This is a genomic window from Stenotrophomonas mexicanensis (assembly GCF_032911605.1).
GTDB classification, from domain to species: Bacteria; Pseudomonadota; Gammaproteobacteria; order Xanthomonadales; family Xanthomonadaceae; genus Stenotrophomonas; species Stenotrophomonas maltophilia_A.
The window spans coordinates 1-14,651 of sequence record NZ_JAWJTG010000003.1; the positions used below are offsets into that span (position 1 = coordinate 1).

Annotated in this window: 13 protein-coding genes; 5 read left to right on the forward strand and 8 right to left on the reverse strand. The window is 66.3% G+C overall.

All coding sequences use genetic code 11. The annotated features are described in order from the left end of the window. On the reverse strand, positions 1 to 1,108 hold a 1,108-nt coding region (mreC, locus tag R1L06_RS02500; protein WP_317216845.1), incomplete at its 3' end, for a rod shape-determining protein MreC. A 121-nt stretch (positions 1,109 to 1,229) separates the two neighbouring features. Next, complete coding sequence (locus R1L06_RS02505) at positions 1,230 to 2,276, reverse strand: rod shape-determining protein (RefSeq protein WP_005419402.1); 1,047 nt, start codon at positions 2,274 to 2,276, stop codon at positions 1,230 to 1,232. 283 nt (positions 2,277 to 2,559) lie between these two features. Here R1L06_RS02505 and R1L06_RS02510 point away from each other — a divergent pair, with 283 nt between their 5' ends. Beyond that, positions 2,560 to 3,498: a carbohydrate kinase family protein gene (locus R1L06_RS02510; RefSeq protein WP_049421386.1), complete on the forward strand. Its 939-nt coding sequence runs from the start codon at positions 2,560 to 2,562 to the stop codon at positions 3,496 to 3,498. A 103-nt stretch (positions 3,499 to 3,601) separates the two neighbouring features. Here the strand turns inward: R1L06_RS02510 and R1L06_RS02515 are convergent, their stop codons facing one another. The 4 genes from R1L06_RS02515 to ubiE all read right to left on the reverse strand — a co-directional run bounded on the left by R1L06_RS02515 (position 3,602) and on the right by ubiE (position 7,992). Further along, positions 3,602 to 4,225 carry an HAD family hydrolase gene (locus R1L06_RS02515; RefSeq protein WP_317216902.1) on the reverse strand — a complete coding sequence of 208 codons (624 nt, stop codon included), beginning with the start codon at positions 4,223 to 4,225 and terminating at the stop codon, positions 3,602 to 3,604. Next, complete coding sequence (locus tag R1L06_RS02520) at positions 4,225 to 4,956, reverse strand: hypothetical protein (protein ID WP_317216846.1); 732 nt, start codon at positions 4,954 to 4,956, stop codon at positions 4,225 to 4,227. Before R1L06_RS02520 ends, R1L06_RS02515 begins: the two co-directional genes overlap by 1 nt. A gap of 122 nt (positions 4,957 to 5,078) precedes the next feature. Continuing rightward, complete coding sequence (locus tag R1L06_RS02525; RefSeq protein ID WP_317216847.1) at positions 5,079 to 7,007, reverse strand: M1 family metallopeptidase; 1,929 nt, start codon at positions 7,005 to 7,007, stop codon at positions 5,079 to 5,081. Between the two features lie 223 nt (positions 7,008 to 7,230). Next, on the reverse strand, positions 7,231 to 7,992 hold the full coding sequence (ubiE, locus tag R1L06_RS02530) for a bifunctional demethylmenaquinone methyltransferase/2-methoxy-6-polyprenyl-1,4-benzoquinol methylase UbiE (RefSeq protein WP_154264453.1): 762 nt from the start codon (positions 7,990 to 7,992) through the stop codon (positions 7,231 to 7,233). Positions 7,993 to 8,072: 80 nt separating this feature from the next. Between ubiE and R1L06_RS02535 the strand changes: the two genes are divergently transcribed. From R1L06_RS02535 to R1L06_RS02550, 4 genes are all read left to right on the forward strand, one after another. Beyond that, positions 8,073 to 8,525 (forward strand): nucleoside deaminase, encoded by a 453-nt coding sequence (locus R1L06_RS02535; RefSeq protein ID WP_094002387.1) that lies wholly within the window; start codon positions 8,073 to 8,075, stop codon positions 8,523 to 8,525. A gap of 198 nt (positions 8,526 to 8,723) precedes the next feature. Continuing rightward, positions 8,724 to 8,984 (forward strand): hypothetical protein, encoded by a 261-nt coding sequence (locus R1L06_RS02540; RefSeq protein WP_317216848.1) that lies wholly within the window; start codon positions 8,724 to 8,726, stop codon positions 8,982 to 8,984. A gap of 75 nt (positions 8,985 to 9,059) precedes the next feature. After that, positions 9,060 to 9,386: a hypothetical protein gene (locus R1L06_RS02545; protein WP_014038526.1), complete on the forward strand. Its 327-nt coding sequence runs from the start codon at positions 9,060 to 9,062 to the stop codon at positions 9,384 to 9,386. 62 nt (positions 9,387 to 9,448) lie between these two features. Continuing rightward, positions 9,449 to 9,871 (forward strand): low affinity iron permease family protein, encoded by a 423-nt coding sequence (locus R1L06_RS02550; RefSeq protein WP_032129005.1) that lies wholly within the window; start codon positions 9,449 to 9,451, stop codon positions 9,869 to 9,871. Positions 9,872 to 10,013: 142 nt separating this feature from the next. Here R1L06_RS02550 and smeF read toward each other — a convergent pair whose 3' ends face one another. Beyond that, positions 10,014 to 11,414, reverse strand: coding sequence for a multidrug efflux RND transporter outer membrane subunit SmeF (gene smeF, locus R1L06_RS02555; protein ID WP_317216849.1), 1,401 nt, complete (start codon positions 11,412 to 11,414; stop codon positions 10,014 to 10,016). A 110-nt stretch (positions 11,415 to 11,524) separates the two neighbouring features. Next, positions 11,525 to 14,647: a multidrug efflux RND transporter permease subunit SmeE gene (smeE, locus tag R1L06_RS02560; RefSeq protein ID WP_049399247.1), complete on the reverse strand. Its 3,123-nt coding sequence runs from the start codon at positions 14,645 to 14,647 to the stop codon at positions 11,525 to 11,527. Positions 14,648 to 14,651 lie beyond the last annotated feature (4 nt).

Consider the following 14,651-nt stretch of genomic DNA (forward strand, 5'->3'; position numbering starts at 1 on the left):
CTACCGTGGAGCTGGCTGGAGTGGAGCCCCCTTGTTGTTCAAGGGGGCGCGCCGACGGCGCGGGGTCAAGGGAGGATGCCGGGGCAACCGGCTTCGTCGAAGACGGAGTCGGTTGTCGGCCAGCGGCCGGCACTACCGTGGAGCTGGCTGGAGTGGAGCCCCCTTGTTGTTCAAGGGGGCGCGCCGAAGGCGCGGGGGTAAGGGAGGATGCGGGGGCAGGTTGCACCGAAGGTGCAGTCGGCGACAGTTCGCTGGCCGCAGGCAAGCGAATTGCCGCGCCCGGGCGCAGCAGCAGCACGTCGCGGCCGCGGTCCAGCTGCGCCGCCGGCTTCAGTTCGCCGACCAGGAAGGCGTGCGTGTCGTCCGGGCGCAGGCCGGTGATGGTGCCGACCGGGAACCCGGCCGGGAAGCGGCCACCGAGGCCGGAGGTGACGATCTCATCGCCCACCTCCACGCCGGCGCTGAGCGGGATGTCGCGCAGTTCCAGCTTGTCGCCGCGGCCGTAGACGATCAGGCGAACGCCGTTGCGGGCCACCGTCACCGGCACGGCATGGTCGGGGTCGGTCAGCAGCAGCACGGTGGAGGTACCGCCAGTGACGCTGATCACCTGGCCCATCAGACCGCCGGCATCGATCACCGCCTGGCCGACGTGCACGCCTTCGCGGCTGCCGGCGTCGAGCACCAGGCGCTGCTTCACCGGATCCAGGTCGATGTCCAGGATCGGCGCCAGCTGCACGTCCAGGCCACTGCGCTCGGCCACGTTCAGCAGTTCACGCAGCTGGGCGTTGTCCAACGCGGCGGTCTGCAGGCGGGTCAGGCGGGCGTTGGCCAGCAGCAGCTGGTTGCGCAGTTCACGGTTCTCGTTGACCAGCTGGCCGTGGCTGGCCGCCGAGTCCTTGACCTGGTTGCCGAGCTTGCCCGGCAGTCCCGCCAGTGCCCATACCGGCTGCACCAGGCTGTTGGCCTGCCCGCGCAGCTGCGCAAGCCAGCCGGCCTGGTCGTCAAGCACGATCAGGGTGATGGCCAGTGCGAGATAAGCCAGCAGACGCAGCGGGCTGGCGGCATCACCGGATCGGGAAGCAACGGGAGGTCCGGCGTAGGGCGGCACGGCAACGATTCAACTGGCAGAAGGCGGAAGGGAAACACGCGGACGCCCCGCCGGTGCCGGCCTACCCTCATGGTGGGCCGCACCCCGGAGGGGCGCTGCGGGCGCAGGCAGCCGGGACGGCTTATTCCGGCGCAAAGAACTCGTTGCCGTGCATGTCGACCAGCTCCAGCGCACGGCCACCGCCGCGGGCCACGCAGGTCAGCGGATCGTCCGCCACCTGCACGTGCAGGCCGGTTTCCTCGGAAATCAGGCGGTCCAGGTCACGCAGCAGGGCGCCACCACCGGTCAGCACGATGCCGCGCTCGGCGACGTCGGCGCACAGTTCCGGCGGGGTCTGCTCCAGCGCCAGCTTGACCGCGCTGACGATGCCCGACAGCGGCTCGTGCAGGGCCTCGAGCACCTCGTTGGAGCTGATCTTGATCATCTTCGGCACGCCCTCGGCGAGGTTGCGGCCGGAGATTTCCATCTCGATCACTTCCGCCTGCGGGTAGGCGCAGCCCAGCTCGACCTTGATGCGCTCGGCGGTGGCTTCGCCGATCAGCATGCCGTGGTTGCGGCGCACGTAGTTGGTGATCGACTCGTCGAAGCGGTCGCCGCCGATGCGGACCGAGGCCGAATAGACGATGCCGTTGAGCGAGATCACCGCCACCTCGGTGGTGCCGCCGCCGATGTCGATGACCATCGAGCCACGGGCTTCGGTAACCGGCATGCCGGCGCCGATCGCGGCGGCCATCGGCTCTTCGATAAGGAACACATCACGGGCACCGGCTTCCTCGGCCGATTCCTTGATCGCGCGGCGCTCGACCTGGGTCGAGCCGGCCGGCACGCAGACCAGCACGCGCGGGCTCGGGCGCAGCACGCGCGACTTGTGCACCTTCTTGATGAAGTGCTTGAGCATCGCCTCGGTGTAGGTGAAGTCGGCGATGACGCCGTCCTTCATCGGGCGGATGGTGGTGATGTGGCCCGGGGTACGGCCAAGCATCTGCTTGGCTTCGGCGCCTACGGCTGCCACCGAGCGGGTACCACCAATGGCACGGTCCTGACGCACGGCCACGACCGATGGCTCGTTCAGCACGATCCCCTGCCCGCGCACGTAGATGAGGGTGTTGGCCGTGCCCAGGTCGATGGACAGGTCGTTGGAGAACATGCCACGGAGTTTCTTGAACATCTGAGGAAGGAGTCCTGAGGGGTGTCGTGCCCGCCGCGGGATGGCGAAAAAATGGGCAGAAATCGAGGCCGACAAGCCTAGCAACCCGCCTGCCGCCGAGCAAGGAAAAAACTAGCTGAACCCGCGTCTTCACAGGCTTTCGGCCTGATCGGGTCTCACCCGGTTCTGGCCCTGAGCGGCACCAGCGGGTAACCTTTGCGCCGTCGGGCGCCCAAGGGCGCCGTTTGCTTGCCCGCCGAACCGGGCTGGCCCACCCCAAAATTCACCGCATAGGCTTACATCGATGTCCGCTCTGATCTGTGGTTCTCTTGCCTTCGACACCATCATGGTGTTCCCGGACCAGTTCAAGAATCACATCCTGCCGGACAAGGTGCACATCCTGAACGTGTCCTTCCTGGTGCCGCGCATGCGCCGCGAGTTCGGCGGCTGCGCCGGCAACATCGCCTACAACCTGCACCTGCTGGGCGGCCAGCCGATCCCGATGGGCACCGTGGGTTCGGACTTCGGTCCGTACCGCGAATACTTCGACGGCCTGGGCATCGACCTGTCGCGCGTGCGCGTGATCGATGAGCTGTTCACCCCGCAGGCGTTCATCACCACCGACCACGACAACAACCAGATCACCGCCTTCCACCCGGGCGCGATGATGCGCTCCTACGAAAACCACGTGCGTGGCGTACCGGGCGTGACCCTGGGCCTGGTCGGCCCGGACGGCCGCGAAGGGATGATCCAGAACGCGCAGGAATTCCACGAAGACGGCATTCCGTTCATCTTCGACCCGGGCCAGGCCATGCCGCTGTTCAACGGCCCGGAGCTGCGCGAGTTCATCGAGCAGGCCGACTACGTGGTGGTCAACGACTACGAGTCGAACCTGCTGCAGGAACGCACCGGTTGGGACGAGAAGGAGATCGTCAGCCGGGTCAAGGCCTACATCACCACCCGTGGCCCGAAGGGCGCGGTCATCCACACCCCGGAAAAGAGCTACGACATCCCCCCGGCGCACGAGCGCCGCGTGGTCGACCCGACCGGCTGTGGCGACGCCTTCCGCGCCGGCCTGATCTACGGCATCCAGAAGGGCTACGACTGGCTAACCATCGGCCGCATGGGCAACCTGATGGGCGCACTGAAGGTCGAGCACCCGGGCACGCAGAACCAGCGTTTCACCTTCGATGAGTTCAACGAGCAGTTCAAGCAGCAGTTCGGTTACGCGCTGGGCGCGTAAACCGAACTGCCCGCGCACCCGCTCGGTGGGTGTCGACCTTGGTCGACACGCTGTGCCTTGGTAGGTGTCGGCCTTGGTCGACACTGCCGGCCAGCGGCCGGCACTACCCCTTCTGCTGCCAGGCGGCCAACAGGTCGCGGCAATCAGCGAAATGCCAGTCGGCACTGCCCGGCCACGGGTTCTCCGGCAGGTTGACCAGCACGGTGTGGGTGCCCGCGGCGCGCCCGCACTCCAGGTCATAGGCGTGGTCTCCGACCATCACCGCCTCCGCAGCCCCGATTCCCCAGCGTCGAAGATGCTGCTGCAGGCCATCCGGCGACGGCTTGGGCACCGCTTCATCGCGGCCGATGATGTCGGCATCGTCGAACAGTTCCCCGACCCCGATCGCGTCCAGGGTCAGCTTCGCCAGCGCATGATCGTTGCGGGTCAGGATGCCCAGCCGGCAGCCCGCCGCCGCCAGCGCGCGCAGCAGCTTCACCGCACCCGGCGCCGGCAGCGCGTCCTCGGCCAGCGTGCGCTCGTGATCCAGCAGCCACTCACGCTTGGCCTGCGCCGGTGCATCCGGCAGCGCCGCGATGTGGTCGAGGATGTCTTCCTCCGCGGCGATCTGCAGCGCGCGGCGGATCGCGGCGAAGTCATGCACGGCCACCGTCAGCGTGCCGTCCATGTCGAACACCCAGTGCCGGATCGCGGACAACGCGTGCACTGCGCTGCCCGCCGCAACCATCACTGCCACCACTGCGGCATGCGGCTGGCGTCGACACCACCGGTTTCGAACACGGCGGTACGCGTGCCGCCGGCCTTGACCGGGAACTCGATGCTGATCGACTTGCCCTTGCGCGCCAGCTTCCACAGCGCCTTCTGGTCGGTGATGAACAGCGCGATGGCTTCATCGGTCTTCGGGCGCCAGGCCGCCATGGAAATCGGCTTGCCGTCGTCCACGGTCACCTTCACCGTGCACTGCGGGCAACGGAAATCGCCGGCCTGCAGCACCAGGTAGGCATGCCGCTTCCACTCCGGATGATCGCGGAACACCAGCTGCACCGGCTTGGCACCGCTGCCATCCACGTCCACCCGTTCCTTGCTGTAGATCTGCGCCGAAACCTGGTTGCCCTTGTTGCCCACCGGGATCTGGTTGTACTGCCACAGTGCCTGCATGCGGCGCAGGTCGCGCGCAGCATCGCCCTTGGCCTTGACCTCGTCGAAGCCGGCGGCGATGCGCTCGGCGGCGGCGGTGTCCTTGTACTGGTCCAGCAGCGAGGCGCCATGCAGGCGCGCACGCTCCCAGTCCTGTGCGGCCACGGCCATGTCGTACTGCTTGGCCACGTCTTCGGCCTTGACTTCCTTCTGTGCCTGCACGGCGGCAGCGGCGGCTTCCTGCGCCTTGCGCTCTTCCTCGGGGTTGCTGCAGGCGGTCAGGGCCAGCGTACAGGCGGTGAGCAGGATCAGTCGTTTCATGGCGGAGGTCCTTCGTGTTTTCGCATATCTGTAGAGTCGAGCTTGCTCGACTGCTGTTGAAGAGCCAGTCGAGCAAGCTCGACTCTACAAAAAAAGCGCCGGGGGATACCCGGCGCGTTTTCTTACTTGGCTTCGGCCTTGGCCAGCATGTCCTGGACCGAGGCGGTGGTGATCGGGTGGTAGCCCGGCTTGGCCTTCTCGAAGGCCTGCTTGGCCAGCTCCAGACCCTTCGGGGTCTTCACCAGTTCGGCGTAGATCGGCAGGATCAGCTTGCGACGGCCGACGCGCTCGATGAACGCAGCGGCCCCTTCGTTGGCCTGCTCGTAACCGCTGCGGATCGCCAGCGGGTACCAGCGCATGGCGATCTCGCCATTCGGGGTGCCGGTGAAGTGGAAGGCCTTGTCCAGCGTGGCCAGCTTGTCCAGCGGCTGGGTCGCGCCCAGGCCGTCGATGAAGCGCACCCATTCCTGCGTGCTCCAGTCGGCGATGACCTGGCTGCTCGGCACGGTGCCGGCGCTGGCAAACGCGATGCGCGCGGTATCGACGCTGCTGAAGTTGCGCGACTGCGCCTTGGCCGCGAACGCCGGGATGCCCGGCTCGTCCAGCCACGCCTTCAGTTCGGCATCGGTCACTGCCGACGGATTCTTCGGCAGCAGGTTCTTTTTCAGGTACTCGACGAACTGGTCGGTGTTCGCGCTCTGGAAGGCGTGGTCATCGAACCAGCCACGCAGGAACGGATCGAAGGTTTCGCGGCCGAAGCGCTGCTCCAGGAATTCCAGGAACCACGAACCCTTGACGTAGGCGACCTGGCTCAGGGCTTCGTCGGGGTCACGCTCGTTCAGCGGCGGCAGCGCCAGCGCCTGGTCGGCCGGGCTCATGTCCTTCACTTCGGCCAGCAGGTCGGTCTGGTCGATCTGCTTCTCCATCTCGGCCATTTCCTTGCCGTACAGAGCTTCGGTGATGCGGCCCTGGACGTAGGTGGTGAAGCCTTCATTGAGCCAGATGTCCTTCCAGCTGGCGTTGGTCACCAGGTTGCCGGACCAACTGTGCGCCAGTTCGTGGGCGACCAGCGAGACCAGCGACTTGTCACCGACGATCACGGTCGGGGTGGCGAAGGTCAGGCGCGGGTTCTCCATGCCGCCGAACGGGAACGACGGCGGCAGCACCAGCATGTCGTAGCGGCCCCAGCGGTATTCGCCGTACAGCTTCTCGGCGGCACCGATCATCTTCTCGGTGTCTTCGAATTCCTTGGCGGCCTTGTTGACCATGGTCGGCTCGGCCCAGACGCCGGAGCGGCCGGAGATCGGCTCAAATACCAGGTCACCGGCAGCGATGGCCAGCAGGTAGGACGGAATCGGCTGCGGCATCTTGAAGGTGTAGTCACCGTCACGCGCGGCCTTCGGATCGTTGTCGGCGCTCATCAGCACCATCACGTCCGGGCGCGAGACCACGTGCGCGCTGTAGGTGAAACGCACGCTCGGGGTGTCCTGCAGCGGCACCCAGGAACGGGCGTGGATGGCCTGCGACTGGCTGAACATGAAGGGCAGCTTCTTGCCCTCGGTCATCGACGGTGCCAGCCACTGCAGGCCCGATGCGGTCGGCGCGGTGTGGTAGGTCACTTCCACCTTGGCCGGCTGTTCCGGGGCCTCGATGGTCAGCTTGCTGCCGAACACCTTGTCAGCGGCGGCCAGCTCGAACTTCAGCGGGCTGCGCGCGCCATCGGCGGCGACGGCCTCGACCTTGGACACGGTCAGCTCGCGGGTGTCGAGCACCAGCTGCTTGGCATCCTTCTGCTTCCATTCCAGGGTGTAGGTGGCGGTGCCGCCGATCTGCTTCTGGTCGAAGTCCAGCTTCAGGTCCAGCGCGATGTCCTTGATGACGACCTTGTCCGGCTCGGCGTACGAGCTTTCGTCGTGGCTGCGGTTTTCGGCGTTCACGGGAGCGGCGGGGGCCTTTTCGGCAGTCGGGGCGGCGGCGGGTGCAGCCGCCTCCTGGGAGCAGCCGGCGGCCAGGGCCACGGCCAGCGGAAGGAGCATCAGCGGATTACGCATGAATCGGGACCGTTACGGGGATCAGATCCCCAATGGTAACTCCCTCCGGCCCCGCAGGCGTTGCGCGGTGCGGGGTAATGGCAGCCGGGGCCGATCCTGCGCCTCGGGCGCATGCCAACCAAGGTCGGCTTCTACAGGCAGGTGCCAACCTTGGTTGGCACGGATGTGTCAGCGCCCGGTGCAGGCGTGTGCCAACCAAGGTTGGCACCTACCAGAGCAGGAACTACAGCTTGTAGCCGGAGTGGATCGAAACGATGCCGCCGGTCAGGTTCTTGTAGTGGCAGCGCTCGAAGCCGGCCTGCCCCATCATCGCCTTCAGCTCTTCCTGCGGCGGGTGCTTGCGGATGCTCTCGGCCAGGTACTGGTAGCTGTCCGAATCGTTGGCGAACAGCTTGCCCAGCTTCGGCAGGATCTTGAACGAGTGGAAGTCGTAGATCGGCTTGAACCAGTCGGCGGTGACTTCGGAGAACTCCAGCACGCGGGCCTGGCCGCCGACCTTCAGCACGCGGTACATCTCGCGCAGGCCGGCGTCCTTGTCGGTCACGTTGCGCAGGCCGAAGGCAATGGTCACCAGGTCGAAGCTGTTGTCCGGGAACGGCAGGGCTTCGGCGTTGCACTGCACATAGTCCAGGCCGAGCACCAGGCCGCGGTTGGTCAGGCGGTCACGGCCGACCGACAGCATGCCGGCGTTGATGTCGCCCAGCACCACCGAGCCCTCGGCGCCGACGCGCTCCTTCAGCAGGGCGGCGATGTCGCCGGTGCCGCCGGCCAGATCGAGCACGCGGTCGCCCGGCTTCACCTGCGCGGTGGCCACGTAGTAGCGCTTCCACGCCCGGTGCACGCCCAGGCTCATCAGGTCGTTCATCAGGTCGTAGTTGCGCGCGACCGAGGTGAACACCTGGCCGACCAGCTTCTGCTTGTCCTTGGCGGCGACGTCGCGGAACCCGAAATGGGTGGTACCGGCTTTGTAGGGGGATTCGCTCATGGCCCCGATTATCGCACCGCCGGGGGCCAGCGGCACCCCCTGCCCGTATCATGGCGGGCCACGACTTACCGGAGCCCCGCATGATCACCACGCCCGACTACCAGGCCCTGCTGCAGACCGCCATCGCCGAAGCCCGCCAGGGCCTGGCCGAAGGCGGCGTGCCGATCGGCGCGGCGCTGTACCACAACGACGGCCGCCTGCTCGGCTGCGGCCACAACCGCCGCGTGCAGGAAGGCGACCCGTCGGTGCACGGCGAAACCGATGCGTTCCGCAAGGCCGGCCGCCAGCGCCGCTACCAGGACACCATCATGGTCACCACCCTGGCGCCGTGCTGGTACTGCTCGGGCCTGGTGCGCCAGTTCAACATCGGCACCGTGGTGGTGGGCGAATCGCGCACCTTCCAGGGTGGCATCGACTGGCTGCGCGAAAACGGCGTCAACGTGATCGACCTGGACAGCCAGGAATGCGTGGACCTGCTGGGCGGCTTCATTGCGCAGTACCCGGAGATCTGGAACGAAGACATCGGTGAATGATCACCACGCAGTGTGCTGTTGAACCCGCTTAATGAACGCTTCAGTGCCGGCACGCCTTAGTGCCGGCAGCGTTTGCGGCCAATGCCGTGAACCTGTGCACAGTCAGCAGCGCTGCATGCACACGCTGCGGTAACACCCCACCCCGCTGCCGCGCCTAGGGTGGGGTTACCGGGACTTCCTTCCCCGGCGGAGCCAGCCATGTGCGCGCACGCCGTACGCCCCACGCCCGACCCGATCCTCGACGCCATTCGCAAGCGCCTGCAGCAGCAGTATGCGCTGCACCAGCGTGGCGCCCTGTTCTGGACCGCCTACCAGGGCCTGCAGCTGGAACTGGTGCGCGGCCACCCGCTCGACCATGAGCGCCTGTGCAATGCAATGGCCGACATGGCCGAAGACCTCGGCGCGGTCGAGCATGCGCAACTGATAGGCAATCGCAACGCCGGCTGCACATCGCGCTGACGCGGCTTCCACTGCCGCATCGGCCACACTCGGATGAACCCCCACTCCCTTTCCACTCAACCGAACTGGATTGTCATGCACGCTGAAGTCCCCACCATTCCCCCGGTCATCAACGTTGACGCCGAGCTTGACCACTGGCGCCGCCAGCATGCCGACGGCGCACTACCGCACAACTCGTTCGGCTCCTACGTGCCGTGGATCAAGTTCGCCTGTGATTCGCTGATCACCCAGCCGCGCGCCAGCAATGCGCAGCGCGACGAGATGTTCCAGACCCAGTACGCCCTGCAGATCATGCCGCGCCTGAGCGAAGCCCAGGCCCGCGAATTCGTCGACCGTTGCTGGCAGCACGTCTACCAGACCAGCCCGGTGCGCCTGCAGGACGCCCCGCGCCTGCGCGCCTGAGCTGCACGGCCCCTGCACGAGCCACCGCCGATCATCCTCGTCACCTGAGTGGGACGACGACGATGAAAGCACGCAACCTGTTCAATACGATCGCCAAGAAGGCCGCGGCCGCCACCGGTTCGCCGTGGACCTTCCTGGCTGCGGTAGCGATCGTGGTGATCTGGGGCATCAGTGGCCCGGTATTCGGTTTCAACGACACCTGGCAGCTGGTGATCAACACCGGTACCACCATCATCACCTTCCTGATGGTGTTCCTGATCCAGCACACGCAGAACGCAGATACCGCCGCGATGCAGATCAAGCTGGACGAGCTGATCCGCGCGACGGCCGAAGCCAACAACGAACTGTTGGATCTGGAAGAACTGGACGAGGAGCGGCTGGAAGAGATCCGGCGCGAGTACGAGCAGATGGCGCGCGAAGCTGGCGACGCGCTGGCGCGTGTGCGCGCCTGCCATGCAGCGCGGCGCGACGATGAAGCGGTGTAGCAGTTCCTGAAATGACAATGCCGGCCCGCGGCCGGCATTACCCTCGATCTCCAGGTAGGTGCCAACCTTGGTTGGCACAGGGTCAGCCGCCTGAGCTGACGCATTCGTGCCAACCAAGGTTGGCACCTACCAGAAGCACTGCTTACCCGCGCTCGTGCCAGCCGCCGCCCAGCACCTTGTACAGGGTGATGCGGTTGGCCTGCTGGGCCAGCTGCGCCTGCAGCTGGGTCTGCTGCGCGTTGTAGGCGGTACGGCGCGCATCAAGCAGGGTCACGAAGCTGTCCAGGCCAGCGTCGTAGCGTGCCTGCGACAGGCGGTTGGCCTGTTCGGCCGCTTCCACCAGGCGCTGCTGTGAACTCACCTGCTCATCCAGGCTGACGTTCAACGCCAGCGCATCGGCGGTTTCGCGGAAGCCCACCTGGATCGACTTCTCGTACTGCGCCAGCGCGATGTCACGGTCCGCATTGGCGATGGCCAGATTGGCGCGCAGCTTGCCGCCCTGGAAGATCGGCAGCGTGATCTTCGGCAGGAAGCTCCACACGCGGGTGCCACTGTCGAACAGGTTGGACAATTCGCTCGAACCACTACCGATGCTGCCGGTCAGCGAGATGCTCGGGAAGAACGCCGCGCGTGCCGCACCGATGTTGGCGTTGGCCGCCAGCAGCTGGTGTTCGGCGGCCATGATGTCCGGGCGCTGCAGCAACACGTCGCTGGGCAGGCCGGCCGGCGGCGGTGCCAGTGCCAGCAGCTGCGGTTCGATGCTGTCCGGCAGCAGTGCCGGATCCAACTGGCCGCCGGCCAGCAGAGCCAGAGCGTTGCGGTCCTGGGCCAACTGCCCGCGCAGGCGTGCAGCATCCGTACGTGCGGTCTCGACCAGGGTACGGGTCTGGGTCAGCTCCAGCGCCGAACTGCCACCACGCTCGTGGCGGGCCTCGGCCAGGCGCAGCGAATCCTCGTAGGTCTTCAGCGTGGCATCGGCGATCTTCAGCCGCTGCGCATCAGCCCCGTAGGTCAGCCACGCCGTGGCGGTCTCGGCCACCAGGCTCAGCTGCGCGTTGCGGCGGTTGGCGGCCACGGCGAAGTACTGCTGCAGCGCCGCTTCACTGAGATTGCGCACGCGGCCGAACAGATCCAGCTCGAACTCGGCTACGCCGACACCGGCGGTGAACTGCTCGGTGACACCGGCGTCGGTACCACGGCGGTCCATCTGGCCGGTGACTGCCACGCCGGGCACACGGTCGGCGCGCTGTACGCGGTACTGGCCGCGCGCGCGTTCAACGTTGAGTACGGCCACGCGCAGGTCGCGGTTGTTCTGCAGCGACTGGTCGATCACCTGCTGCAGGCGCGCATCGGTGAAGAAGTCGCGCCAGCCGACGGCGGCGACATCGGCCACCTCGCCCTGCGCGGCCTCGGCCGGCCACTGCGCCGGAATGGCCGGAGCAACGGCGGTGTTCTTCGGCACCAGGGTGGAGCAGCCGGCGAGCGCGAGCGAGGCGGCAATGGAAAGGAACAGGGATGCACTTTTCATGGGAATGACTTCCATCGGTACTGCCGGATGGCAGGAGGTAGTGCCGGCCGCTGGCCGGCAACCTCGTTGGATTCACATCACGCGGGCAGTAGGTGCCGGCCAGCGGCCGGCACTACCGTTTCAGGTCACGTCGTGGACTTGCGCTTGAACACGCGCTGCACCACCACGAAGAACAGCGGCACGAAGAACACGCCGAGCACGGTGCCGACGATCATGCCGCCGAGCACACCGGTGCCGATCGCCTGCTTGGCACCGGAGCCGGCACCGGTGGAGATTGCCAGCGGCACCACGCCCATGCCGAAGGCCAGCGAGGTCATCACGATCGGGCGCAAGCGGTCGCGCACGGCGTGCATGATCGACTCGATCAGGCTGGCCCCCTTCTCCAGGTTTTCCTTGGCGAACTCGACGATCAGGATCGCGTTCTTGCTGGTCAGGCCCACCGTGGTCAGCATCGCCACCTGGAAGTAGATGTCGCGCTCCAGGCCCTTGAAGGTGTTGGCCAGCACCGCGCCGAGGATACCCAGCGGGGCCGCCAGCAGCACCGCGGTCGGCACGCTCCAGCTTTCATACATCGCGGCCAGGCACAGGAACACGATCATCAGCGACAGCGTGTACAACAGCGGCGTCTGCGAGCCGGCCTGGCGTTCCTGGTAGGACATCGCCGTCCACTCGATGCCGAAGCCCGCCGGCAGCTGCTTGGCCAGCTGTTCGATCTCGGCCATGGCATCACCAGACGCGACACCGGGGGCCGGTTCGCCCTGGATTTCCATCGCCGACACACCGTTGTAGCGCTCAAGACGCGGCGAACCATAGTCCCAGTGCTTGGTGGCGAACGCGCTGAACGGCACCATCTCGCCCTTGTCGTTCTTCACGGACCAGAGATCGAAGTCCTCCGGCACCATGCGGAACGGCTGGTCGGCCTGCACGAACACACGCTTGACGCGGCCACGATCGACGAAGTCGTCGATGTACGAGCTGCCCCATGCGGCGGCCAAGGTACCGTTGATCTGGTCGATCGACAGCCCCAGCGAGGTCGCCTTGGCTGCATCGATGTCGATGCGGAACTGCGGCGTGTCTTCCTGGCCGTTCGGGCGCACGTTGGCCAGCTTCTTGCTGCCGGCGGCGAGGCCCAGCAGCTGGTTGCGCGCGGCCACCAGTGCCTCGTGGCCCTGGCCGCTGTTGTCCTTCAGGAAGAAGGTGTAGCCCGACGCGGTACCCAGTTCCGGAATGGCCGGCGGCGGGAAGGCGAAGATGAAGGCATCCTTGATCTGGCCCAGTGCCGCCATCGCGCGACCGGTGATCGGCATCACGCCATTGTCGGCGTCACGCTCGCTCCAGTCCTTCAGCTTGACGAATGCCATGCCCGCGTTCTGGCCCATACCGGCGAAGCTGAAGCCCTGCACCGAGAACACCGAGTCCACCGCATCCTTCTCGTTCTGCAGGAAGTGGTTTTCCAGTGCCGCGATCGATTCCAGCGTACGTTCCTGGGTGGCACCGACCGGCGCCTGCACCAGCGCCATCAGCACGCCCTGGTCTTCGTTGGGCAGGAACGAGCTGGGCAGGCGCACGAACAGCACGCCCATCAGCACGAACAGTGCCGCCACGATGCCCATGAAGCGCCACGGACGGTGGATGATGCCGCGCACACCGCGCTGGTAGCTTTCGCTGGTGCGGTCGAAGCCGCGATTGAAACCATTGAAGAAACGACCGGACCAGCCCTTGTGTGCGACGTGGTGCTCACCCTTCTTCAGCGGCTTGAGCATGGTCGCGCACAGCGCCGGGGTCAGCACGATCGCGACCAGCACCGACAGCGCCATCGCCGAAACGATCGTGGCCGAGAACTGGCGGTAGATCACGCCGGTGGAACCGCTCATGAAGGCCATCGGCACGAACACCGCCGACAGCACCAGGCCGATACCCACCAGCGCGCCGGTGATCTGGCCCATCGACTTGCGGGTGGCCTCGAGCGGCGACAGTCCTTCCTCGGACATGATGCGCTCGACGTTCTCCACCACCACGATGGCATCGTCCACCAGCAGGCCGATCGCCAGCACCATCGCGAACATGGTCAGCATGTTCACCGAGAAGCCCAGCATCGCCAGCACGCCGAAGGTACCCAGCAGCACCACCGGCACGGCGATGGTCGGGATCAGGGTGGCGCGGAAGTTCTGCAGGAACAGGTACATCACCACGAACACCAGCACGATCGCTTCGATCAGGGTCTGCACCACGCCCTTGATCGACACGCGCACGAACGGGGTGGTGTCGTACGGGATCTCGGCCTTCAGGCCGGCCGGGAAGAAGCTCTTCATGTCCTGCAGCGCGGCATCCACGCCGGCCGCGGTATCCAGCGCGTTGGCGCCGGTGGCCAGGGTGACCGCCAGGCCGCTGGCCGGCTGGCCGTTGTAGCGGGTGACGAAGTCGTAGGACTCTGCACCCAGTTCGACACGGGCGACATCGCCCAGGCGCAGCTCGGCACCGTCCTGCGCACCGCGCACGATGATGTTGCGGAACTGTTCCGGGGTCTGCAGGCGCGACTGCGCATTGATGGTGGCGTTGAGCTGCTGGCCCTTGATCGACGGCGCGCCGCCGAGCTGGCCGATGGCCACCTGGGCGTTCTGTGCCTTGACTGCTGCGGTCACTTCCGCAACGGACAGGCCGTAGGTGTGCAGCTTGTTCGGGTCCAGCCAGATACGCATGGCGTACTTGCCACCGAACACCTGGATGTTGCCCACGCCCGGCACGCGGCTCAGACGGTCAACGACATTGGAACCGACGTAGTCGGCGATGTCGTTGGCGTCCATGCTGCCGTTCTCGGACACGAACGCGATGACGTTCAGGAAGCCCGAGCTGGACTTGGCCACGTTGATGCCCTGCCGCTGCACTTCCTGCGGCAGCAGCGGCATGGCCAGCTGCAGCTTGTTCTGCACCTGCACCTGGGCGATGTCCGGGTTGGTGCCGCTCTCGAAGGTCAGGGTGATGGTGGCCTGGCCGTTGGACGAACTGTTGGAGGAGAAATAGATCAGGCCATCAAGGCCCTTCATGTTCTGCTCGATGATCTGCGTCACCGAGTCCTCGACCACCTTGGCCGATGCACCCGGATAGGTGGCGCTGATTTCCACCGCCGGCGGTGCGACGTTGGGGTACATCGAGACCGGCAGCTTGAACAGGGCCAGGCCGCCGGCGAGCATGATGATGATGGCGATCACCCATGCAAAGATGGGTCGATCGATGAAAAAGCGTGCCATGGGG

What these genes read in the sequence shown, in the direction of transcription:
- R1L06_RS02505 (WP_005419402.1), bottom strand. Translation starts at nt 2,276, where the DNA reads ATGTTCAAGAAACTCCGTGGCATGTTCTCCAACGACCTGTCCATCGAC.
- R1L06_RS02510 (WP_049421386.1), top strand. Translation starts at nt 2,560, where the DNA reads ATGTCCGCTCTGATCTGTGGTTCTCTTGCCTTCGACACCATCATGGTG.
- R1L06_RS02515 (WP_317216902.1), bottom strand. Translation starts at nt 4,225, where the DNA reads ATGGTTGCGGCGGGCAGCGCAGTGCACGCGTTGTCCGCGATCCGGCAC.
- R1L06_RS02520 (WP_317216846.1), bottom strand. Translation starts at nt 4,956, where the DNA reads ATGAAACGACTGATCCTGCTCACCGCCTGTACGCTGGCCCTGACCGCC.
- R1L06_RS02525 (WP_317216847.1), bottom strand. Translation starts at nt 7,007, where the DNA reads ATGCGTAATCCGCTGATGCTCCTTCCGCTGGCCGTGGCCCTGGCCGCC.
- ubiE (WP_154264453.1), bottom strand. Translation starts at nt 7,992, where the DNA reads ATGAGCGAATCCCCCTACAAAGCCGGTACCACCCATTTCGGGTTCCGC.
- R1L06_RS02535 (WP_094002387.1), top strand. Translation starts at nt 8,073, where the DNA reads ATGATCACCACGCCCGACTACCAGGCCCTGCTGCAGACCGCCATCGCC.
- R1L06_RS02540 (WP_317216848.1), top strand. Translation starts at nt 8,724, where the DNA reads ATGTGCGCGCACGCCGTACGCCCCACGCCCGACCCGATCCTCGACGCC.
- R1L06_RS02545 (WP_014038526.1), top strand. Translation starts at nt 9,060, where the DNA reads ATGCACGCTGAAGTCCCCACCATTCCCCCGGTCATCAACGTTGACGCC.
- R1L06_RS02550 (WP_032129005.1), top strand. Translation starts at nt 9,449, where the DNA reads ATGAAAGCACGCAACCTGTTCAATACGATCGCCAAGAAGGCCGCGGCC.
- smeF (WP_317216849.1), bottom strand. Translation starts at nt 11,414, where the DNA reads ATGGAAGTCATTCCCATGAAAAGTGCATCCCTGTTCCTTTCCATTGCC.
- smeE (WP_049399247.1), bottom strand. Translation starts at nt 14,647, where the DNA reads ATGGCACGCTTTTTCATCGATCGACCCATCTTTGCATGGGTGATCGCC.